The organism is Enterococcus moraviensis ATCC BAA-383 (assembly GCF_000407445.1).
Lineage (GTDB): Bacteria > Bacillota > Bacilli > Lactobacillales > Enterococcaceae > Enterococcus_L > Enterococcus_L moraviensis.
The window spans coordinates 141843-162974 of sequence record NZ_ASWB01000005.1; the positions used below are offsets into that span (position 1 = coordinate 141843).

The 21132-nt window shown below is 36.1% G+C and carries 18 protein-coding genes; 15 read left to right on the forward strand and 3 right to left on the reverse strand.

Going from position 1 to position 21132, the window contains the following annotated elements; genetic code table 11:
- Nucleotides 1-13 precede the first annotated feature (13 nt).
- The 6 genes from I586_RS16155 (at nucleotide 14) to I586_RS16185 (ending at nucleotide 6899) form a co-directional block, all read left to right on the forward strand.
- Nucleotides 14-1261, forward strand: a complete 1248-nt coding sequence (locus tag I586_RS16155; protein ID WP_010763927.1) for a hypothetical protein — start codon at nucleotides 14-16, stop codon at nucleotides 1259-1261.
- 37 nt (nucleotides 1262-1298) lie between these two features.
- Nucleotides 1299-2030 (forward strand): hypothetical protein, encoded by a 732-nt coding sequence (locus I586_RS16160; protein ID WP_010763928.1) that lies wholly within the window; start codon nucleotides 1299-1301, stop codon nucleotides 2028-2030.
- 16 nt (nucleotides 2031-2046) lie between these two features.
- Nucleotides 2047-2889, forward strand: coding sequence for a BsaA family SipW-dependent biofilm matrix protein (locus I586_RS16165; protein WP_010763929.1), 843 nt, complete (start codon nucleotides 2047-2049; stop codon nucleotides 2887-2889).
- Between the two features lie 13 nt (nucleotides 2890-2902).
- Nucleotides 2903-3523: a hypothetical protein gene (locus I586_RS16170; RefSeq protein WP_010763930.1), complete on the forward strand. Its 621-nt coding sequence runs from the start codon at nucleotides 2903-2905 to the stop codon at nucleotides 3521-3523.
- 115 nt (nucleotides 3524-3638) lie between these two features.
- Nucleotides 3639-5861 carry a DUF5057 domain-containing protein gene (locus tag I586_RS16175; protein WP_010763931.1) on the forward strand — a complete coding sequence of 741 codons (2223 nt, stop codon included), beginning with the start codon at nucleotides 3639-3641 and terminating at the stop codon, nucleotides 5859-5861.
- 330 nt (nucleotides 5862-6191) lie between these two features.
- Nucleotides 6192-6899, forward strand: coding sequence for a recombinase family protein (locus I586_RS16185; protein WP_010763933.1), 708 nt, complete (start codon nucleotides 6192-6194; stop codon nucleotides 6897-6899).
- A gap of 55 nt (nucleotides 6900-6954) precedes the next feature.
- On the opposite strand, the gene I586_RS16190 is transcribed toward I586_RS16185, so the two are convergent.
- From I586_RS16190 to I586_RS16200, 3 genes are all read right to left on the reverse strand, one after another.
- Nucleotides 6955-8106 carry a pyridoxal phosphate-dependent aminotransferase gene (locus I586_RS16190; RefSeq protein ID WP_010763934.1) on the reverse strand — a complete coding sequence of 384 codons (1152 nt, stop codon included), beginning with the start codon at nucleotides 8104-8106 and terminating at the stop codon, nucleotides 6955-6957.
- Nucleotides 8107-8203: 97 nt separating this feature from the next.
- Nucleotides 8204-8926 carry an amino acid ABC transporter ATP-binding protein gene (locus tag I586_RS16195; protein ID WP_010763935.1) on the reverse strand — a complete coding sequence of 241 codons (723 nt, stop codon included), beginning with the start codon at nucleotides 8924-8926 and terminating at the stop codon, nucleotides 8204-8206.
- On the reverse strand, nucleotides 8919-10382 hold the full coding sequence (locus tag I586_RS16200) for an ABC transporter substrate-binding protein/permease (RefSeq protein WP_010763936.1): 1464 nt from the start codon (nucleotides 10380-10382) through the stop codon (nucleotides 8919-8921). The genes I586_RS16195 and I586_RS16200 overlap by 8 nt, the downstream gene beginning before the upstream one ends.
- 232 nt (nucleotides 10383-10614) lie before the next feature.
- Here I586_RS16200 and I586_RS16205 point away from each other — a divergent pair, with 232 nt between their 5' ends.
- The 9 genes from I586_RS16205 (at nucleotide 10615) to I586_RS16245 (ending at nucleotide 21107) form a co-directional block, all read left to right on the forward strand.
- A complete protein-coding gene (locus I586_RS16205; protein WP_010763937.1) occupies nucleotides 10615-11700 on the forward strand; it encodes an iron-containing alcohol dehydrogenase family protein in 1086 nt (361 codons plus the stop codon).
- 81 nt (nucleotides 11701-11781) lie between these two features.
- On the forward strand, nucleotides 11782-13014 hold the full coding sequence (locus tag I586_RS16210; protein WP_010763938.1) for a hypothetical protein: 1233 nt from the start codon (nucleotides 11782-11784) through the stop codon (nucleotides 13012-13014).
- Nucleotides 13015-13306: 292 nt separating this feature from the next.
- Nucleotides 13307-14452, forward strand: coding sequence for a tRNA guanosine(34) transglycosylase Tgt (gene tgt / locus I586_RS16215; RefSeq protein WP_010763939.1), 1146 nt, complete (start codon nucleotides 13307-13309; stop codon nucleotides 14450-14452).
- An 82-nt stretch (nucleotides 14453-14534) separates the two neighbouring features.
- On the forward strand, nucleotides 14535-14897 hold the full coding sequence (gene yajC, locus I586_RS16220; protein ID WP_010763940.1) for a preprotein translocase subunit YajC: 363 nt from the start codon (nucleotides 14535-14537) through the stop codon (nucleotides 14895-14897).
- Between the two features lie 83 nt (nucleotides 14898-14980).
- Nucleotides 14981-15262, forward strand: a complete 282-nt coding sequence (locus I586_RS16225) for a post-transcriptional regulator (protein WP_034702806.1) — start codon at nucleotides 14981-14983, stop codon at nucleotides 15260-15262.
- 188 nt (nucleotides 15263-15450) lie between these two features.
- Entirely contained in the window at nucleotides 15451-18048 is a 2598-nt protein-coding gene (gene adhE, locus I586_RS16230; RefSeq protein WP_010763941.1) for a bifunctional acetaldehyde-CoA/alcohol dehydrogenase, read from the forward strand.
- An 89-nt stretch (nucleotides 18049-18137) separates the two neighbouring features.
- The gene (locus I586_RS16235; protein WP_010763942.1) at nucleotides 18138-18569 is read left to right on the forward strand and encodes a GNAT family N-acetyltransferase; all 432 of its coding nucleotides are present in this window, start codon (nucleotides 18138-18140) and stop codon (nucleotides 18567-18569) included.
- A gap of 396 nt (nucleotides 18570-18965) precedes the next feature.
- The gene (locus I586_RS16240; RefSeq protein ID WP_010763943.1) at nucleotides 18966-20147 is read left to right on the forward strand and encodes an RtcB family protein; all 1182 of its coding nucleotides are present in this window, start codon (nucleotides 18966-18968) and stop codon (nucleotides 20145-20147) included.
- A 99-nt stretch (nucleotides 20148-20246) separates the two neighbouring features.
- Nucleotides 20247-21107 carry a VOC family protein gene (locus I586_RS16245; RefSeq protein ID WP_010763944.1) on the forward strand — a complete coding sequence of 287 codons (861 nt, stop codon included), beginning with the start codon at nucleotides 20247-20249 and terminating at the stop codon, nucleotides 21105-21107.
- Nucleotides 21108-21132 lie beyond the last annotated feature (25 nt).

Sequence of the window (21132 nt, forward strand, 5' to 3'; positions counted from 1 at the left end):
AGGAACAATAAGAATGAAAAAGAACAAAAAGAAAAAGTTGGTGGCAGCGGCTTGTTTAGCAATGCTAGCTGCAGCAGCAGGTACCTTTGCATGGATTAACTCTCAAGATCAACGAATTAACCGTGTGAAATCAGCTGCTATCAAAGACGGTAGTGTCAGTGTAGAAGAAACGTGGAATCCAAAACCGATTGTTCCAGGTACAGAGGCAACAAAAGAAGTAGCAATTACGAATTCAGGAAATACACCAGTCTTTGTTCGTGTTTCGTATGAAGAAGTATTGAAGCATTTAACAGAAAAAGGAGCAGTTAGTACTAGAACTACAGGATGGAAGAGCAGTGCAACACCAGCTTTAACAGATGATATCCCTGTTGAGTATGATGGTGAAAAGTATATAGATGCAGGAAGTGGTTATGTAGATATATCAAGTAAGGTCAAGGACAGTGCTAATGCCGATCTACCATCAGGCGTTAAAGTATACGGTAAAGGTTCTGTGACAAAAGATCCTGTTACAGGAGACGAAAATACTACCTTTAGCTATTCTGCATTTTTCGAATATGCACCTGATAAATATCAAGCAATGGAGACAGAGGTAGGGGTAAAAACAGGGAACACAGATGGAGCAGCCATTGAATCGTGGAGTTTCGAAATTTCTAAAGCTGATTACTTAGTCTATAAAGGCGGTTATAGCAATGTTGTAGCAAACTGGGCAGCTTCTTCTTTAGAAGGTGCTTCATCAGAAGCAACAGCAGCGAATGCTTCTTTACTAGGAAGCGCTGGGAAAAAATATGCTGTTGATTATGACTATACAGTGGCAACATTAGGGTTGAGCGCACTTCCAACAGCAACTCCAGCAACAGAAGCTGATCAAATTCCGATCGCTGATGCAGATAAAAAAGCTATTCAAACAGATAAAGATGCTTTAGGTGTTAGTGGAATCAATGTAGAGTACGGAACAGATATGGTTACAACAGCAACGATGGCAAATGATAAATGGGCATACAACAAAGAAGACGGGTATTTCTACTTCACAAGTCCAGTTGTTTCTGGGGCTACTACACCGCACTTGTTGAAAAAATTAGTATTTACAAATAACGTCGGAATAGAATTTACAAATGCTACGTACGATTTAATTGTAAAAATGGAAGCAATTCAAGCGACTAAAGCAGCATTGACTGATACGACTGGTTGGAATTTGAATGGAGCAGAAGGCTCAGAAACAAAAAAAATTACAACGTATCTAGATGGTCAAGCAGCAAGTTAATTTCTAGCTAAGAATAAGTAAATGGAAGGGGAAAACGATGCAGCGACAATTAATGCGAAAACGTCTATCATTTCTGGTTTTATACAGTGTATTAAGTGTTTTTGTCACATTAACGAGTGGAACACTAGTAGTTGTTGCCAGTCAAACCCTTCCTCCAGGGGTGATCATTGGTGATGAGACAGGGATATCTGCTTCTTCAAAGGGAGATTACTTTGTTGATTTACCAAATGTTTTACCTGGAGAAAGTTACGAAAAAACAATTACGATTCGGGGGATGGATGTAAAAGAACCCTTTGAATTAGGTGTTTTAGCGAAGCCGGAGTCTACAAAAGGAGTAATAGAGTTTGGCAAACAAATCAAATTAACTTTATCGATAGATGGCAAAAAATTGTATCAAGGTCCTTTACTAGGAAATGGAGAATTTGATTGGACAATAGAACCTTTGATCATAGGAACTTGTGAATATGGAAAGGATCAAATTTTGACTGCACTATTTGAAGTTGATAAGAATTTAACGAGTGAAGATTATAAAGAGGAAAGTCAACTCGTGTATCACTGGACATTCATTGCAACCAAAAACCAAACTAAATCATCAGAAACAAATGATAGCGATTCTTCTTCAGCGAAAGTAAAACCGAAAGGAAAATTTCCTATGACCGGAGAAGAAATCAGAAATATGATGTATAAAATACTATCAGGCTTGCTGTTAGTATTGATTGCAATTTTATTATGGAAAAAGCATAAAGAACAGCAAGGTGAAGTAGATTAGAGAAAGGGGTAGACGAATGAGTAAAGGAAAAATAATATTGAAAACAATGAATCAAAACAAACCGTTTTTAGCCATGTTTTCTGTATGTCTAAGCCTATTACTTGTAGTAGGAAGTACTTACTCGTGGATTACCTATAGTGATGAACAGATTAATCGAAACAAGCCAAATAGAAAAAAAATTTCTGCGATAATCGATGAGGTTTTTACACCTAATCTACAATGGGTACCAGGGAATGTGACTGAAAAAAAAGTAACAATAAAAAATGATGGACAAATTCCTGTAATCGTTAGAGTATCTCTATACGAATTTTTTGCACAGTTTGAACTAGATATGAGTGATGGAGTTGGCAACGGTAATCAAAAAATTGTGAAAAATTCAAATGGATATGACATGATAATGGATGACGTTAACACCTGGAAAAAAGGTAATACATATAAAATTGCTTCTGGAAAGTATTATACGGCATCAGAAGTTTATAAAAGTGATAAATCAAATTCAAATACAGCTTATATTTACAAAGGAAGCAGGGATGTTGAGGCATTAAAATTCCTGAATATTCAATTTAATGACACTGCTATTTATGATGAAAATGATCGACCAGCGTTTGGAGTGAAGGATTATTGGTATTATTCAGATGGCTATTTCTACTATTCGGAAGTAATACAACCAAAAGAAAAAACAGTACAACTAATCAAAAGTGTTAATTTGGATAAAGAGTTACCGAATAAGTATAAGAGTTCTTTATATCAATTAATTCCAATTATGGATGCTCATGATTGTACGAAATCTCTGATGGGCGATTGGAATGTTGCGACTGGTTCCTATCTGGAAGAGATGTATCGTGAAAAAGTCCAATAGGAGGGAATTAAGGATGAAAAAAAGCAAAAAAATAATTTATATCTTATGGATGTTACCTGTACTTTTTTTGTGTTTACTTATTGGTAGTGCAACTGTTTATGCAGCAATGACGGTAAGAGATGAAAAACAAAATCTTTTTCAGATTGGAAATCTTCAAACAACTATTGAAGAAATATTTACTGAAACAACAACGATTTTACCAGATAAGCCTGTTGAAAAGAGCGTAAGTGTCACAAATACAGGAACAGTTGATCAATTCGTTCGTGTAATGCTTCAGCCTGAAATTTCTGTAGGAAATGACGAAGATAAGAGAGTATTTCCCTCGAAAATCGGTGAAGAAATGCTGTTAGACTTAAATGATACCGATTGGAAATTAGGGGAGGACGGTTATTATTACTACTTAAAAGTTTTGAAATCTGGTAAATCAAATCGGACTGAAACACTATTCACCCAAGTCAAATTAAAAAATGGATTGGGACAGGAGTACGATAAGGCAGTTGCCAGCTTATTAGTTAAAGTGGAAGCTATTGGTTGTGTGAAATATACCTATCGTGATGCTTGGTGGCAAGGCGCTATTCCAACGGATGGGCAGCTTCAGCTGATTGACAATCAATTAGCGACTATAGCAGAGTAATCATGATTATGTGGTAGAAAATTGCTTTTTTCAATGCAACTCAACACTCATGAAATGAGTGTTTCTAGTAGGAAAAGGTCATTGATTTGATGAGTATTGAAGAGAGGGATATTGAGTGAGAAAACAAAAGCGTAAATTGAATATCAAAACAAAATTTATAGGAGTATTTTTGTGCATTACTTTAGTAGCCATAAGTTCTTACCTTATTTTTTATCAAGACAAGTTGACAGCGTCGACTATAGTAGTGATGAGAGATTTTAGGTTGAAAGCTGAGAATAGATGGAGTGGTGACGATAAGAAGAGCTTTGCTTATTTAGAATGGGATAATGTAAAAGATATAGATAAAACTGGTTATCAACTTTATCAATCTGAAGATGGCAACAGTTGGAGTGTTCGTTCTTTGAACTATGGAAAGGCCATAAAAGTTCTTAATATTTATCCAGATCTTACTAGCTCAAATAATTTGAAAGTTTGGATGGATAGTTTAGATTTAAAAAATTCTAAGGGTGAAAAATTAATCAATGTTGATGCCAGTAGTCAAAGAGACTATAGTGCTAATCCAAATAAATATTTGAAAAATGCGCAAGGTGAATACCAATATGATGTGATTATGTTTGGTTCGTGGGACTATAATAATCATATAGATATATCTGTTTCCGCTAGAAATGCCACACAAGCGTTTATTGATTCTGGAAGAGGAGTACTTTTTGGTCATGATACGATTACACCTAATGATCGAAGTCATACGAATTTTAATAGTTTTGCTAGTCAACTAGGACTAAAACTACAGGCAAAATCATTTCAGCTTGGAAGTAGAAATGTAAAAATAACCAATAACGGTTACTTGATGAAATATCCTTTTGAATTACAAAATGATTTGGATTTGACGATACCTCTAACACATACGTGGGGGCAAGGGATTTTACCGAACGCCACAACAACTAAATGGTTAGAATTTAAACCGCCATATAATTGGAATAAACCTGGTGATGGTAGTGCAGATGCAACATTTTATTTGGCAACCAATAATAATTTAGGAATGATCCAAACTGGACACAGTAATGGTACTTCTACTCCGGATGAAAGGAAAATAATTGCGAATACACTGTATAACTTAGCCCAGGTTTCTTTCGAAACAACCGCACAAGATCAAACAGTTAAAGATGATCAGGCACCATCACTAGCGACGGCCATTCAAAAACCAGGTGGAAGCATATTGAATTTTGATATAGAAGTTGATAGTGTGGATAAGGGAAAGGAATATCAATGGTTTATTGAAGCAAATACAAAATCAAATGGACTAAAGAGATCAGATATTGTAAAAGAAAATATTACGAGTAACATAGCTGGTTATTTTTACACAATCGATACCTTGGCTACTTCTCCTTTAAAGGAAACCGTGGAAGGCTATAAGGATGCATTCGGTCGTATCTCTGCTAGCTTATTTGATATTTATATAGCACCAACAGGAGAGACAAATAGTGAAAGCCCAACGTATGATCCAACGAAAGATGCTAACTTGGTGAACTACAACACTAAAGGAACGATCAAAGGGATTAATGGAATAACTGATTTAGAGAAGTACCTTCATATCGTGACGGTTGACCGTTCTAATAATGTTAGTGGAATCAAAACAGTTAAAATCAAAGAGTTGATGAATGACTTTCGTGTCCTTGAACAATACGTTGATACTGAAGGTGCTAAAATTAAGCCAGATTCTTATCAAGATATTCAAAAAAATAATTCATATGAAAAAAAAATTGAAAGTATTGATAAATATGTAATAGATAGCTATAAAATCAACAACGAAAATAATATATCTGCAACATCAGATGGAAAAGTAATGATTGAACAGGTCAACGATCATCACACAGTGACTTATTATTACAATAAATTAATCCAATTGAATATTAGGCAAATAGTACTCACAGGCCACAACGAACTTATCGTACCGAATAAAGGCTATGTTCAACTAGATAATGGCCAGATAGATAAAAAAAGTAATGTCTTTCATGTATCTGTGAATTCAGGTGAGGAGTCTGAAAATATTCCTTATTCTCCTATTCAATTTGCTAAAACGGGAAAGCATGATCAATTAGCAGTATCATTGATGATTCCTGAATATTATCGTTATAGCGGGTATATTATGACGGAAAATGATCGTCCGCATGACAGTATGAATAAAGTATCGGGCGAAATGAATATAGATATTAATGGACAAGGGAATTACTGGCTAACAATATACCTTGAACCGGCTATTGGCTTGGATACTTCTCCCACACCGTATAGTTGGAGCTACAAACAAAACCAATTAGGTGAAATTAGCCTTGATGAGTAATATGGGATAGAGGTGGTCATAAAAACTCAATATTTTCTTTAGTTGAGTCTTGAAGAACAAAATATTTAGACCTAATAGAGAAGGGTGATGTAGCGTGTATTTGCTTTTAGTTGCCTTAGGGATAATTAGCTTTATCCACAGTCTACTATTCGTTTTTATTATTCAAAAAAATACAGATTTAATAAATAAAATCACTCGACTTGAGCAGGCGAACTTTTTTTTAAAATCAAATGGGCAGCGAGAAAGGGTATCAAAAAAAGAAATGAGAAAACCAAATCAGTTCAATACCGAAAGAAAGACGAAACCAATGAAACGAGGAAATAGACGACGATGAATTTAGGCTATGCTCGTGGACATAAATTAGATCAGCAGTTTGATTTGTTAGAAGCCTATGAATTAGATGAGATTTTTTCTGATAGTGATCTGAATTTTGATGTGCTTAAAGATCCAGAAAGTGATTATCGAAGGTTATTAGATTATGCGGAATCAGGAGATTGTTTAGTCATTTCATTTTTAGAAGTCATCTCAAGAGATTATCATCAATTATTGGATTTTATTAATGAACTTGAAACGTTGAAATTAGATTTAATTGTGTTAACTTCACCAGAACTGACATTGATAAATTGGCGAGAAGTACTTTTTTGGGCAAGTCGAAATGATCAACTAGTACACCCTCGTTTGATTAAGTTAAAGTTGAAGCAAGAAAAAAATCGAAATAGAGAAACCTATTCTGTATTTACTAGAGACCCCGAAGCTAAACAAATGTACCGTGATATAGTATGGCGATTGCTTGGAAAACAAAAATTACGAAAAATAGCGAAACAAAAGGGGATTCCAATTGAGACGGTTTATCGAATTCAACAAGAATTCAAACGATTGAAATTGGCTTTTATCTTAGCTATTTGTTTTATTTTAGCCATAACGACTATCAAAGTAACCGAGAACTTTTCAGATAATTTACTGATTCAGATTGGTGTTTGTGTGGTATCAACATTAGTTATTCTGTACAATACTTTATCAGATAGTGAACAATCTTAATAAAAATAGTTTTGCTTTTTCATCATAATAATGGAAAAAGCAAAACTATTTTAGTTTAAAAATTCATGTTTTGTATTCGATCAAAAGCTTCTTTCAAAACCGTGTTATTTTGTGTCGCAGCTAAACGTACATAGTCATCTCCAGTTGTTTCACCAAAGGCTTTTCCAGGAATCATTAATACGTTTGTTTCTTTTAATACTTTTTCAACAAAAGGAACAGAGGTTAGTCCTGTTTTGGAAATGTTGATGAACGCGTATATACTGCCTTTAACTGGATGCAGTGAAAGAAATGGAATCGTAGCGATACGTTCTTCTATATATTCTAGCCGCTCTTTAAAGACTGAGACTACGTCAGGTACTAAAGCGTCAGCGTGATTTAAAGCATAAATACCAGCCTGTTGAGAAGGACTTGGAGCAGAGTAAGTAATACTTTCATTGATTAGTTTTGCTGCATCATTAATATAGTCGGGCGCAACCATATACCCAATACGCCAACCAGTCATCGCAAACGCTTTAGAGAAACTACTGAATGTAATTGTATTTTCAGGCGCAAAAGTTGCCATTGGGACAAAATCGTCATAAAAACAAAAAGCCTCATAGACTTCATCAGAAAGAATATAAAAATCATGTTCAATTGCTAATTCTGCAATGGCTTTGAATGTTTCTGGTGAGAATACAGCACCTGTTGGGTTATTTGGTGAATTGATAATAATGGCCTTTGTTTTATCTGTGATCGCTGCCTTTAGTACATCAATGTTAATTTGAAAGCCATCTTTTTCATAAGTTGGGATAAAGACAGGTTTTCCACCAGCGAAAATTACTTGATCTTTGTATGGTGAAAAGTAGGGTTCATGAATAATTACTTCATCTCCTGGATTTAGCAATACTTGTAAAGTTAAGTACATACCATGCAATGCACCCACTGTTGCACGAACTTGGTTAGGCTCAAAGGATAAATCATATTGTTTTTCATAAAACTCAATCACCGTATCGATAAATTCTTGACTGCCGCCGGATGCAGTGTATTTAGTATGCCCGTTTTTGACATCTGTAAAGGCTGCTTCAATAATTCGCTCGTCTGTGATCAAGTCAGGGTCACCGATTGATAAATCTAGTAGATCAGGTACTTGTTTTGCTAAAGTAGCAATATCCATTAAAATATTTTCTGCTGGTTGCTGATGTTTTTTTGCGATAGTTGAACGATCCATGTTGTTACCTCCTATTACTTAATACACTATTCATTCTATACTATTTTTTTAAGAGGGCAAAGCAAGTATCCAAACTTGCTTTGCCCTCTTTACATTTTTACAACACTTTTCTTAAAAAGTCTTGAGTTCTTGGGTTTTTCGGTTGTCCAAAAATTTCTTCTGGTGTTCCTTCTTCTTGAATGATTCCTGCATCCATGAAAATTACACGATCTGCAACTTCACGAGCGAAGCCCATTTCATGTGTTACTACGACCATGGTCATACCTTCAACAGCTAATGCTTTCATAACTGATAACACTTCTCCAACCATTTCTGGATCTAGTGCAGAAGTTGGTTCATCGAAAAGCATTACGTCTGGATTCATTGCTAAAGCGCGAGCAATTGCTACCCGTTGTTGTTGCCCACCCGATAAGCTTGAAGGATAGCTTGTTGCTTTGTCTTTCAAGCCAACTTGTTCTAATAAGGAAAGAGCTTTTTCTTTTGCTGCTTCGGTTGTTTCTTTTTTGACCTTGATTGGGCTGATTGTTAAGTTATCTAAAACTGTCTTATGAGGAAATAGATTGAAGTTTTGGAATACCATGCCCATCTTTTGACGAAGTGCATCGATATCCGTATCTTTATCTAATAAATTTTTTCCTTCAAATTCAATGAGTCCATCTGTAGGTTGTTCTAATAAGTTTAAACAACGTAAGAAAGTACTTTTCCCACTTCCGGAAGGACCGATGATTACGACCACTTCTCCAGCGTTTACGTCTAGGTCGATACCTTTTAATACCTCATTTTTCCCGAAGGTTTTGTGTAAGTTTTTAATATTAATCACTAGTACTCATTCTCCTTTCAGCAACACCCAATAGGCGAGAAATAGTAAAGGTTAAAACAAAGTAAATCAATGATACAACTAAATATGGTAAGAACGGCTTAAAGCTGGCACCTTGAACATTACCGGCTTGGAAAATCAACTCGGATACTCCGATAACAGAAACAACAGAGGATTCCTTGATTACAGTTACAAATTCATTTCCTAAAGCAGGCAAAATATTCTTGATTGCTTGTGGCAAAATGATAAAACGCATTGCTTGCGGTTGGTTCATTCCAAGAGAGCGAGCAGCTTCTAACTGTCCTTTGTTGACAGCGTTGATGCCGGCACGGACGATTTCAGCTACATAAGCACCACTGTTTAAAGCTAGCGCGATACACCCAGCAGCGATTTTTGATAAATCAAGCCCTAGAACGCCTGTACCAAAATAAACGATAAAAATTTGTACTAATAATGGAGTACCACGAACATATTCAATATAACAGATGGCGATTCCACGCAAAATCTTAGATTTAGATAATTTCATTAATGCTAGTAAACCACCTAAGATGGCACCGAATAATACACCCATAAAGGCTAGGAAAATGGTGTATCCAGCACCACTGATATAAAATTTACCATATTTACCAAGGAAGCTTTCGTCATCCGTAAACATCAATTTCCCGGCTTCCTTTTTATACCCCTCTAACAAATTATTGTCATTGATTGTTTTGATTGAGGCATTAACTTTTTGTTCTAACACTGAAGCATTTTTTGGAATGGCAACGGCTGCATCTTTTTCACCTTGTTCAAAGGTAACATCAGCAAATGCCAGTTCTTTATCACGGTCTACGTATGCTTCGGCAACAGGGCCTTCTAAAACTGCAGCATCAACTTTTTTGTTTTTTAAGTTCATGATGATGTCGGGTACTTTTTGCAAAGAAGTTGGAATGGACCCAACGAGTTCAGTTTTTGCCAATTCTTCTTGCGTTGTTTGTTTTTGAACACCGACTTTTACGCCATCAAAATCTTTAGTTGATTGGAATTTATCTGTGTCGTCTTTTCTTACAACAACTTTTTGTTGGACAGTCATATAAGGTGTTGAAAAATTAACTTCTTGGAGACGTTCTGGTGTGGGAGCCATACCAGAAATGATCAAATCGATTTTACCAGTTTTTAATGCACCTAATAATGCATCAAAACCCAATTCTTCGATTTTCAATTTTACCCCTAAATCATCTGCGATTTTCTGAGCGATCGAGATGTCAAAACCAACAACTTGATCTTTTCCATCAACATCTGCATGAAATTCATAAGGTGCATAATCAGCAGATAACCCGACGATCAGTTCTCCTCGTTTCATGATACTGTCATAGACAGGATCTTTTTCATCTGCAAATGCTGTAGTTACAGGTAGAAAAGTAAGTAGTACTAGTAATACAGGAATAATAAGTGCTAAGGTTTTTTTACATAGTTTCATTTGTTTTTCTCCTTTATAATAGAATGGTAGAGAGTGGATAGATCTTTTTATCTTCATTCCCATTTTTTCAATAAATATTCTAAAAAACGTGTATATATGTATAAAAATTTATTGTTTTTGGATGTGTTTTATCATATCATAGATTAAGGGAAAGGAAAAGTGAATTTTATCAAAGAATTTACAAAATTTCACTTTTGCATAAAAATTAGTAAAAAATGAAAGGTCGAGAAGAATGAATCAATCATTGATAGTAAGAGGAGCGCCACAAGAGTATGAATGTAGAGTAGGGGCCTGGGATGATTTAGAAGAGCACTTAAATAGAAGAAAAATCAAACGAGTGATGATTTTACATGGAAAAGAGTCATGGGAAGCAGCCAAACCATATTTTCCTACATTAATGAATATAGAAAAATGCTCTGTTTATTATGGCGGAGAATGTACAGATGAGAAGACAGCGGAATTAAAGCAGATAGTTGAACAAAAGCACTTAGAAGGAATTGTAGCTGTTGGCGGTGGTAAAATTGCTGATTTAGGAAAAGCAATAGCAAACCAATGTGACAAACCTATTTTGATTTTACCAACATTGGCTGCAACGTGTGCTGCTTATACACCGCTAAGTGTGATCTATAAAACAGATGGTTCTATGGATCGCTATGATGCATTTCCACAAAGTAATGCGTTGGTTCTAATTGAACCTAGAGTGATTTTATCTTCACCGATTGAATTGATGATTGCTGGGATCGGTGATACTGTAGCCAAATGGTATGAAGCAGATGCCATGATCTCACAATTAGAGATACAGCCAATTGAAATTCAAGTATCAGCATTTGCGGCGAAAAAATGTCGAGATGTTTTACTTTCTGACAGTCAAGAGGCGCTTAATGCTATGAAAGAAAAAGAACTCAACCAAGCTTTTTTAAATGTTGTTGAAACGAATATTTTACTTGGCGGAATGGTTGGCGGATTCGGTGATGATTATGGTCGAACAGCAGGTGCTCACTCTATTCATGATGCATTGACGATGTTACCTGAGAGCCACCAGCAACTGCATGGGAATAAAGTTGCTTACGGTGTTTTTGTTCAGTTAGTGATCGAAAATAAGTGGTCTGAAATTGAACGCTTGCTTCCGTTTTATCGTAGTCTTGATTTACCAACATCTTTAAAAGAAATGAACATGGTTTTATCTGATGACGAGTATATGAGAGTTGCTGAACGTGCTTCAGAACCTCATGAAACGATTCATTATATGAAAGAAAAGATTACACCAGAAGTAGTAAAAGATGCAATGAAAGAACTAGAAAAATTCAATAGAAAATAAAAATCACACAAAATGTTTTTATTTACTCTTTTAATGATAACTATTTTATGAGAAAATCTATCTACAAAGGAGGAAATAAAAATGAAAAAAATAATAAGTGTTTTGGTATTAATCAGCTTGATTAACTTTTACCCTACTTGGGCATTTGCTGAGGTGACAACTAGCAGTCTTGGAGAGATAGAACCGACAGAAGAAACGATTCAAAGTGAATCTGGATCTGAACATACGGAAATTCAACGTGTAGTAACAAAGATATCATCTGAAGAAATGACAGCTTCGAGTGATGATGAGACGGCGAATCCAATGAGTGAAGAAGCTGAACCTATGGAAAGAGATTCAATCATAGCTGGTGGCTGGTCTACTCCACATATCGTCTATAAAACATATGTGCAGGATTTAGGTTGGCAAAAACTTGTCACTGATGGAGCAACAAGCGGAACTGTCGGTAAAGGAAAAGCAATACTAGGTAAGGACATGTATTTCCATGGTGGGGGACCAGGAATCAATCAGTGGATAGAAACAGGTTTTCATCTTGCGGATTATGGCTGGGATTCAGACCGAGCTATATATGAAGAAGTACTAGGACAAAGGTTCAAAAAACGTTTAGAAGCTGTTCACTATACATTAGTGGGTACGACTTTAAGTCGATATAATCTTTATTATCGAGTTCATGTGCAGAACTTTGGTTGGATGGGATGGGCAAAAAATGGTGAACCGGCAGGCACTGAAGGCTATGGCTACCGAGTAGAGGCAATGCAGGTCTGTTTTGTACCCAAGAATAAACCCGCTCCTGGAAGCACAGCCAATGCGTTCAAAAAAATGCCAAAACTTAATTATCGTGCAAATATTCAAGGAGCAGGTTGGCAAAATTACGTTCGTAATGGTAAAACGAGTGGAGCGGTTGGCCGAGGTCTTCGTATGGAAGGTCTTCAGGCGAAGATAGCAGATTATCCGTCCACGGGTTCTGTTGAATACCAAGCATATATTCAAAATACTGGTTGGCAAGGCTGGAAAGCAAATGGAGCAACAAGTGGGTCTGTTGGAAAGCAATTACGAATAGAAGCTGTTCGTTTTCGTTTAACGGGGCGACTAGGTGAGGAATTTGATATCTATTATCGAGTATATGTAGAGGGAACGGGCTGGTTGGATTGGGCAAAAAATGGTGCAGCTGCTGGTACTAAAGGCTTTGCCTACCGTTCAGAAGGTATTCAAATTAAGCTTGTCAAAAAAGGAACCACAGCTCCTGGAAAAACGCAGAGTTCTTTTTTTGAGCGAATAGCGTCAGAACGTTATTTTCCTAAGGACGTTCATTAATAAATAGGGCTACATTTAATGCCTCTAACGTAAATATTTACAAAAACCTAAGATAAAACGAAATATAGACGTTATCTTAGGTTTTTTATATGCAGTGCAAGATTTAATTCATTTAATAACCTGTTGTTAAAAATTGTTAGGCTCTATTGTTTCAATTATAGTCTAGTACTATCCCTCAATTATTAAAAAACACATTGAATCCATAGTTGGAAACGGTTCAGGTCTTGCAAATACAAACAAAAAAAAGTATGATGAGGAAAGTGTAAAATTGTAAAAGAAAGTAGGGAAATGAATGACGGAACCAGCCATTCGTTATCGTTTAATAAAGAAAGAAAAACATACAGGTGCTCGTTTAGGAGAAATCATCACGCCTCACGGAACGTTTCCAACACCGATGTTTATGCCTGTAGGAACGTTAGCGACAGTAAAAACAATGTCACCAGAAGACTTGAAAGAAATGGGTGCAGGAGTGATTTTAAGCAATACCTATCATTTATGGCTTCGCCCTGGCGATGATTTGATTGCAGAAGCTGGCGGCTTACATAAATTTATGAATTGGGATCAACCGATTTTGACAGATTCTGGCGGCTTCCAAGTATTTTCGTTAAGTGATATGCGTAAAATTACAGAAGAAGGAGTTCATTTTAGACATCATTTAAATGGGTCTAAGTTATTCCTTTCACCAGAAAAAGCAATCAATATTCAAAATAATCTAGGCTCTGACATTATGATGAGTTTTGATGAGTGTCCGCCGTTTGATGAAAGCTATGATTACGTGAAGAAATCAATTGAGCGTACATCACGCTGGGCAGAACGTGGTTTGAAGGCTCATGCTAATCCTGATCGTCAAGGATTGTTTGGAATCATTCAAGGTGCAGGATTTGAAGATTTGCGTCATCAAAGTGCGAAAGACTTAATCAGCATGGACTTCCCAGGATATTCTATCGGTGGTTTATCTGTAGGTGAACCGAAAGCTGAAATGAACCGCGTTTTAGATTTTACAACGCCGTTGATTCCTGACAATAAACCAAGATACTTAATGGGTGTGGGAACAGCAGATTCATTGATCGATGGTGTGATTCGCGGGATCGATATGTTTGACTGTGTCTTACCGACTCGTATCGCTAGAAATGGTACGTGTATGACGTCTAAGGGCCGTCTGGTTGTTAAGAATGCACAGTATGCAAGAGATTTCCGTCCATTGGATGAGAAATGTGATTGTTATACATGTAAAAACTACACGCGTGCCTATATTCGTCACTTGATCAAAGCGGATGAAACATTTGGTATTCGATTAACGTCTTATCATAATTTATATTTCCTATTGAATTTGATGAAACAAGTTCGTCAAGCAATCATGGATGATAATTTACTGGAATTTAGACAAGCCTTTTTTGAAGAATATGGATTCAATAAAGAAAATGCAAAAAGTTTCTAAAAAAGTGATCAAAAGACTAGTGTTGTACGTGAAATTTTGTTACAGTAAACTAGTGATTACACGATAGAGAGGTGAATAGATAATGGGCGGAGGACTTTCGTTTATTTTACCATTAATTCTTTTAGCGGGAATGATGTTTTTTATGACACGTTCGCAAAAGAAACAACAAAATGAACGTCAAACACTTTTAGATGCAATGAAAGTGGGCGATGGCGTTGTAACGATTGGCGGATTACATGGTGTGATCTCTGAAATCGACAGCGAAAAAAGAACTGTACTAATCGATTGTGAAGGAATTATCCTTGAATTTGATCGTGCAGCAATCAAAACTGTAAAACCAGGAACTGTTGTTACAAATGACAGTGATGTAACAGTTGTTGAAACAGAGGAAATAACTGTTGAAGCACCAACAACAATTTCTGAAAACGATGAAACGAAAGAATAAATTCCAGCTTGCTGGAATTTTTTCTTTCTAATAGCAACTAAGTAAATAGACATAGATTATTCTTTGGAAAGAGGGGGAGAACCATCGAAAAGTTATCATGGCACCAAAAATTCTTATTAAAAAAAGAATTAAAAATCACTTGCCGATCTTTTCAGCAAATGGGCTATTCATCAGTCAATGAAACAGAATTGATGAACTACCTCGTTTCTTATCGTTGGAAAAAGAACGCTCCATCATCGATCAAAGCATGTCGTGAAGACATTTTACATATTGAGCCAAATGAATTTTTTGATTATCAGCAGTTGATTGCACAAACAAGTAATCTAACGATTAAGGATTGGCATGATTTAACGGATCTATTCTAGTTTAGGATAGGTTCTTTTTTCTTTTTACTAGATAAAAACGCTTACTTTAAGAGGATAGATAAAAAAACGATTTAATGTGAAAAAAATCACAATAAAACTATTTACAACTGAAAAATAATGTTGTATGATATGTATGTGAAATAGTTAACAAACAAAAATAAATAACTTATTTTTCTAGGAGGATCACAATGGCTAAAACAATGAAGAAAGAAGATACCAAAACGACTGATGTATCAGCAATGATCGATGAGTTAGCAAAAAAAGCAAACGTTGCTTTAAAAGAAATGGAAGACTTCGATCAAGAAAAAGTTGACCACATTGTGCACCAAATGGCAATGGCGGCATTAGACCAACATATGCCTTTAGCAAAAATGGCGGTTGAAGAAACTGGCCGTGGAATTTACGAAGATAAAGCAATTAAAAATATGTATGCTTCTGAATATATTTGGAACAGCATCAAACACGATAAAACAGTCGGTGTGATCAATAAAGATGACCAAACAGGATTGATCGAAATCGCTGAACCAGTTGGGGTTGTTTGTGGGGTTACACCAACAACGAATCCAACTTCAACAACTATTTTTAAAGCATTGATTTCAATCAAAACACGTAACCCAATCGTATTCGCGTTCCACCCAAGTGCGCAAAAATGTTCTGCTGAAGCTGCTCGTATCGTTCGCGATGCTGCCATCAAAGCAGGGGCTCCTGAAAACTGTGTACAATGGATCGAACAACCTTCTTTAGAAGCAACTTCAGGTTTGATGAATCATCCTGGAATCGCGATTGTTTTAGCTACTGGTGGTAGTGCCATGGTTAAATCAGCGTATTCAACTGGTAAACCAGCGTTAGGTGTTGGACCAGGTAATGTTCCTTCATATATTGAAAAAACAGCTAAAATCAAACGTGCAGTAAACGACTTGATCGTGTCTAAATCATTCGATAATGGTATGATCTGTGCTTCTGAACAAGCTGTGATCGTAGATAAAGAAGTTTATGCAGCTGTAAAAGCTGAATTTGAAGCACACCAAGTATACTTCGTTAAACCAAACGAATTACAAAAACTTGAAGATGCTGTGATGAACGAAGGAAAATATGCAGTAAATCCAGCAATCGTTGGGTATTCTGCTGAACATATCGCAGATCTTGCTGGAATCAAAGTACCAAAAGGAACGAAAATTCTAATTGCTGAACTTGAAGGAGCAGGAGCTGAATACCCACTTTCTCGTGAAAAATTATCTCCAGTTCTTGCAATGATGAAAGCAAAAAATACAGATCATGCTTTTGATTTATGTGAAGCAATGCTTGAATTAGGTGGCTTAGGACATACAGCAGTGATCCATACAGAAGATGAAGACCTACAAGTGAAATTTGGTTTACGCATGAAAGCTTGCCGTATCTTAGTAAACTCTCCATCTGCTGAAGGCGGAATCGGTAATATCTATAACGAAATGATTCCTTCATTAACATTAGGCTGTGGATCTTACGGTAAAAATTCAGTCTCTAAAAACGTATCTGCTGTTAACTTGATCAACGTCAAAACTGTAGCGAAACGGAGAAATAATATGCAATGGTTTAAATTACCGCCAAAAATTTTCTTTGAAAAAAATTCATTACAATATTTACAAAAAATGGAAAACGTTGAACGTGTCATGATTGTTTGTGACCCAGGAATGGTTCAATTCGGCTATGCGGATACCGTACGTAAAGAATTACAAAAACGTAAAAACGATGTTCAAATCGAAGTATTCTCAGCTGTAGAACCAAATCCATCTACTAATACAGTCTATGCTGGAACAAAAGTCATTGTTGACTTTGAACCAGATACAATCATCGCTTTAGGTGGGGGATCTGCAATGGATGCGGCTAAAGGAATGTGGATGTTCTACGAACACCCAGATACAGAATTCTTTGGCGCTAAACAAAAATTCTTAGATATCCGTAAACGTACGTACAAAATTGAAAAAGCTGTTAAAACACAATTTGTATGTATCCCAACAACATCAGGTACGGGTTCAGAAGTAACACCATTTGCGGTTATTACAGATAGCGAAACACATGTTAAATACCCATTAGCAGATTATGCATTGACACCAGATGTTGCGATCATTGATCCTCAATTTGTAATGTCAGTTCCAGCTTCTGTAACAGCAGATACTGGTATGGATGTCTTAACACATGCAATCGAGTCTTACGTTTCAGTTATGGCTTCTGATTACACGCGTGGATTAAGTTTACAAGCAATCAAATTAGTCTTTGAACACTTAGAAAACTCAGTGAAACGTCCAGATGCTGAAAGTCGTGAAAAAATGCATAATGCATCAACAATGGCTGGTATGGCTTTTGCCAACGCATTCTTAGGAATTTGTCACTCAGTAGCACATAAAATTGGTGGAGAATATGGGATTCCTCACGGACGTACAAATGCGATTTTATTACCGCATATCATCCGTTACAATGCCAAAGATCCTTCAAAACATGCAATGTTCCCTAAATATGACTACTTCCGTGCAGACACAGATTACGCTGATATTGCGAAATTCTTAGGTCTTAAAGGAAAAAATACAGCAGAATTAGTGGATGCATTAGCAACAGCTGTTTACGATTTAGGTGTATCTGTTGGAATCGACATGAACTTGAAAGCACAAGGTGTGACACAAGAAATTCTTGATTCAACTGTTGATCACATGGCAGAATTAGCGTATGAAGATCAATGTACAACAGCAAATCCAAAAGAACCGTTGATCAGTGAATTGAAACAAATCATCATTGATGCCTACAATGGTTAATTAAAAAAGTACGAAGAGTAACTGAAAAGTTGCTCTTCTTTTTTTGTTTAGAGGTATAATAAAGTCAAAATAAAAGGGAGTGATACAAAATGACCATTAGAGAAGCAAAAATAGAGGATATCGAAGCGATTAATCAGTTAAATACGTTTCCGTCGAATCATGAATACCCATTAGAAGAGGCCAAAAGACAGTTACATTACTTATTATCTTCGCCGACGAATAAATTATTTGTAAGCGTTATAGATACAAAAGTCGTTGGCTACATTCAGTTAAGTGAATATGTTTGTACGTATGGTCCGAAACTGATGAACATTTTGGCACTTGTCGTAAATGAAAACTTTCATGGTCAAGGAATAGGCAAATCATCACTGACGCATGCAGAAGTATGGGCTAAAGAAAACAATGCTGATGGTATCCGGCTGAATTCAGGTGTTGAAAGAACGGAAGCACATAAATTTTATGAACATCAAGGATATAAAAGAGTTAAAAACCAAGTGAATTTCAGAAAATTATTTGATTAAAGAAGAGATAAATAGCTGTCGTAATGAATAAAAATGTCTATTGACAAAGTAAATTATAAAATGATACCATAGAAAAATAATAAAAGAAGAAAGGAGGGAGCAAAATGATAATGAATCAATTTATGCGAATGAATAATCAAAAATGGGATGTTACGTATTATCTTAGATTGAGACAACAGCAGGAATCATGTTTTTTTGCTCTCTCTTTCAGTATATAGGACTATTTGAGTATAGTTCTTTAAAAGATAAACCGTCGATCATTTTTGATCGACGGTTTTTTGTGGAAATTTCTTGGAGGTGAACCCAATGAGTGGAAGAAAAGGAAAAAATCAAACCGGCTAAGGAATGCAGCCGACATTTTGCATTCCAACAATAAAAAAAGAACGAGGAATCAGAATGTTAACAATCAAAGGAAAATATAACGAAGCACAAGTATATACAGATATGTTAGAGGATAGTACGATTGGGCAAATCATGTCTTTATGCAATCAAGAGTTTGCAAAAGAAAGTCAAATCAGAATCATGCCGGATACTCATAGCGGCTCAGGGTGTGTGATTGGCACAACGATGACGATCAAAGACAAAGTAGTTCCTAATATAGTCGGAGTTGATATCGGCTGTGGCTTGCATGTTGTGAAATTAAACAAATCGATTAAAACAAATTTTGATAAATTAGATCGAATCATTCGTATCAGAATCCCTAGTGGTTCTAAGTCACATGATAAAAAACAACATGAGTTTGAACTAGGAAATATCCATGCGCCGATCCACAAAGGTTGGGCTTTAAGAAGTTTAGGGACACTTGGTGGTGGCAATCATTTTATTGAAGTGAACGAAGGAACAGATGGTTTATATTTAGTGATCCATAGCGGCAGTCGTGTTTTAGGTAAGGAAATCGCTGAATATCATCAAGAAGTAGCCTATCAAAAACTATCGCAACAACGAAAAGAGTTAAAAATTGCTGCAACTCTGGCGAAACAAAATGGGGATACAAAAAAAGCAGCAGAACTGAAGGCAGCACGAGAAGCGATAAAAGTCCCTTATGAGTTATCGTATGTATCAACAGATGATCTAACTAAATATTTAGCGGATATGAAAATCGCTCAAGAATATGCAGCTATGAATCGCAAAATCATGGCAGAAACCATTCTTAAAGGAATGAAGTGGAAAAAGGCGGTCATAGAATCATTCGATTGTCCTCATAACTACATTGATTTAGACAGTAATATTTTAAGAAAAGGAGCTGTATCTGCCAAGCTTGGGGAAAAAATCATTGTGCCCTTGAATATGAAAGACGGTAGTATTTTAGCAACGGGTAAAGGCAATCATGATTGGAATCAATCAGGTCCTCATGGAGCAGGAAGGGTATTGAGTCGTTCCCAAGCAAAAGCAAAAATCAGTTTAGAAAGTTATCAGCATGCGATGAAGCATGTTTGGACGACCTCTGTTTCAAAGAAAACAATCGATGAAGCACCAAAAGCTTATAAACCAAAGAAACAATTAATAGAAGATATGAAAGACACAATGGATATAAAAGAAGTGATTCGCCCCATTTACAATTTCAAAGGGGAATCATAAAAGAGTTGAATAGTGTTAAAACGATTGGATTATCTATATAATAAGAGCTAGAACAACTTTACTTGAAAAATCAGTTTGATTAAGAAAGGAAGATCGAATATGTCAAAATTTTCTCCATGTTTATGGTTCGACGGAAAAGTTGAAGAAGCTGCAGAGTTTTATGTGAACGCATTTGAGCAAAGTAAAATCAATAAAACGGATTACTACGTCGATAGCGAACATCAACCCAAAGGTTCAGTATTGACTATAGCGATGACACTTGCAGGACAAGAAGTTATTTTACTAAATGGCGGACCAGAATTTGATTTTACACCGGCAATTTCGTTTTTTGTGGAATGTGAAACTGAGGAACAAATCGATCGATTATGGGAAACATTAAGTCATAATGGCGAAGTATTGATGGCATTTGGTTCATATCCTTTCAGCAAAAAGTATGGTTGGTTAAAAGATCAGTATGGTGTTTCATGGCAATTAGTTTTATCTGAAACGCTACAGTCTATCTCACCTAGTTTCTTATTTTCTGGGGAACAATTTGGAAAAGCAGAAGAAGCGATGAATCAATGGATTGAAATTTTTGGTGATGGTAAGGTAGAATATATGCAAAAAAATCCTGATGGATCGGTTGCACAAGCATTATTTACAATGCATGGACAACCCTTTAGAGTGATGGACAGCGGAGAATCACATGATTTTACGTTTACGATGGCGACTTCATTTTATGTCTATTGTAAAGATCAGGAAGAAATTGATCGGTTATGGAATGCTGTTACTGCCAAGGGGAAAGAGTGGCCATGTGGTTGGATGGAAGATGAGTATGGGGTGTGTTGGCAAACTGTTACAGTTGATATGGATACGCTATTTGATAACTCAGATCCTGAAAGAGCCTATCGGGTAATGCAGGAATTGTATAAGATGAAACGGATCGATATAGCTGCACTGAGAAAAGCATACGAAGAATAAAGTAAAAGAAGATTGAGCATTTAAG

What these genes read in the sequence shown, in the direction of transcription:
- I586_RS16155 (WP_010763927.1), top strand. Translation starts at nt 14, where the DNA reads ATGAAAAAGAACAAAAAGAAAAAGTTGGTGGCAGCGGCTTGTTTAGCA.
- I586_RS16160 (WP_010763928.1), top strand. Translation starts at nt 1,299, where the DNA reads ATGCAGCGACAATTAATGCGAAAACGTCTATCATTTCTGGTTTTATAC.
- I586_RS16165 (WP_010763929.1), top strand. Translation starts at nt 2,047, where the DNA reads ATGAGTAAAGGAAAAATAATATTGAAAACAATGAATCAAAACAAACCG.
- I586_RS16170 (WP_010763930.1), top strand. Translation starts at nt 2,903, where the DNA reads ATGAAAAAAAGCAAAAAAATAATTTATATCTTATGGATGTTACCTGTA.
- I586_RS16185 (WP_010763933.1), top strand. Translation starts at nt 6,192, where the DNA reads ATGAATTTAGGCTATGCTCGTGGACATAAATTAGATCAGCAGTTTGAT.
- I586_RS16190 (WP_010763934.1), bottom strand. Translation starts at nt 8,106, where the DNA reads ATGGATCGTTCAACTATCGCAAAAAAACATCAGCAACCAGCAGAAAAT.
- I586_RS16200 (WP_010763936.1), bottom strand. Translation starts at nt 10,382, where the DNA reads ATGAAACTATGTAAAAAAACCTTAGCACTTATTATTCCTGTATTACTA.
- I586_RS16205 (WP_010763937.1), top strand. Translation starts at nt 10,615, where the DNA reads ATGAATCAATCATTGATAGTAAGAGGAGCGCCACAAGAGTATGAATGT.
- I586_RS16210 (WP_010763938.1), top strand. Translation starts at nt 11,782, where the DNA reads ATGAAAAAAATAATAAGTGTTTTGGTATTAATCAGCTTGATTAACTTT.
- tgt (WP_010763939.1), top strand. Translation starts at nt 13,307, where the DNA reads ATGACGGAACCAGCCATTCGTTATCGTTTAATAAAGAAAGAAAAACAT.
- yajC (WP_010763940.1), top strand. Translation starts at nt 14,535, where the DNA reads ATGGGCGGAGGACTTTCGTTTATTTTACCATTAATTCTTTTAGCGGGA.
- adhE (WP_010763941.1), top strand. Translation starts at nt 15,451, where the DNA reads ATGGCTAAAACAATGAAGAAAGAAGATACCAAAACGACTGATGTATCA.
- I586_RS16235 (WP_010763942.1), top strand. Translation starts at nt 18,138, where the DNA reads ATGACCATTAGAGAAGCAAAAATAGAGGATATCGAAGCGATTAATCAG.
- I586_RS16240 (WP_010763943.1), top strand. Translation starts at nt 18,966, where the DNA reads ATGTTAACAATCAAAGGAAAATATAACGAAGCACAAGTATATACAGAT.
- I586_RS16245 (WP_010763944.1), top strand. Translation starts at nt 20,247, where the DNA reads ATGTCAAAATTTTCTCCATGTTTATGGTTCGACGGAAAAGTTGAAGAA.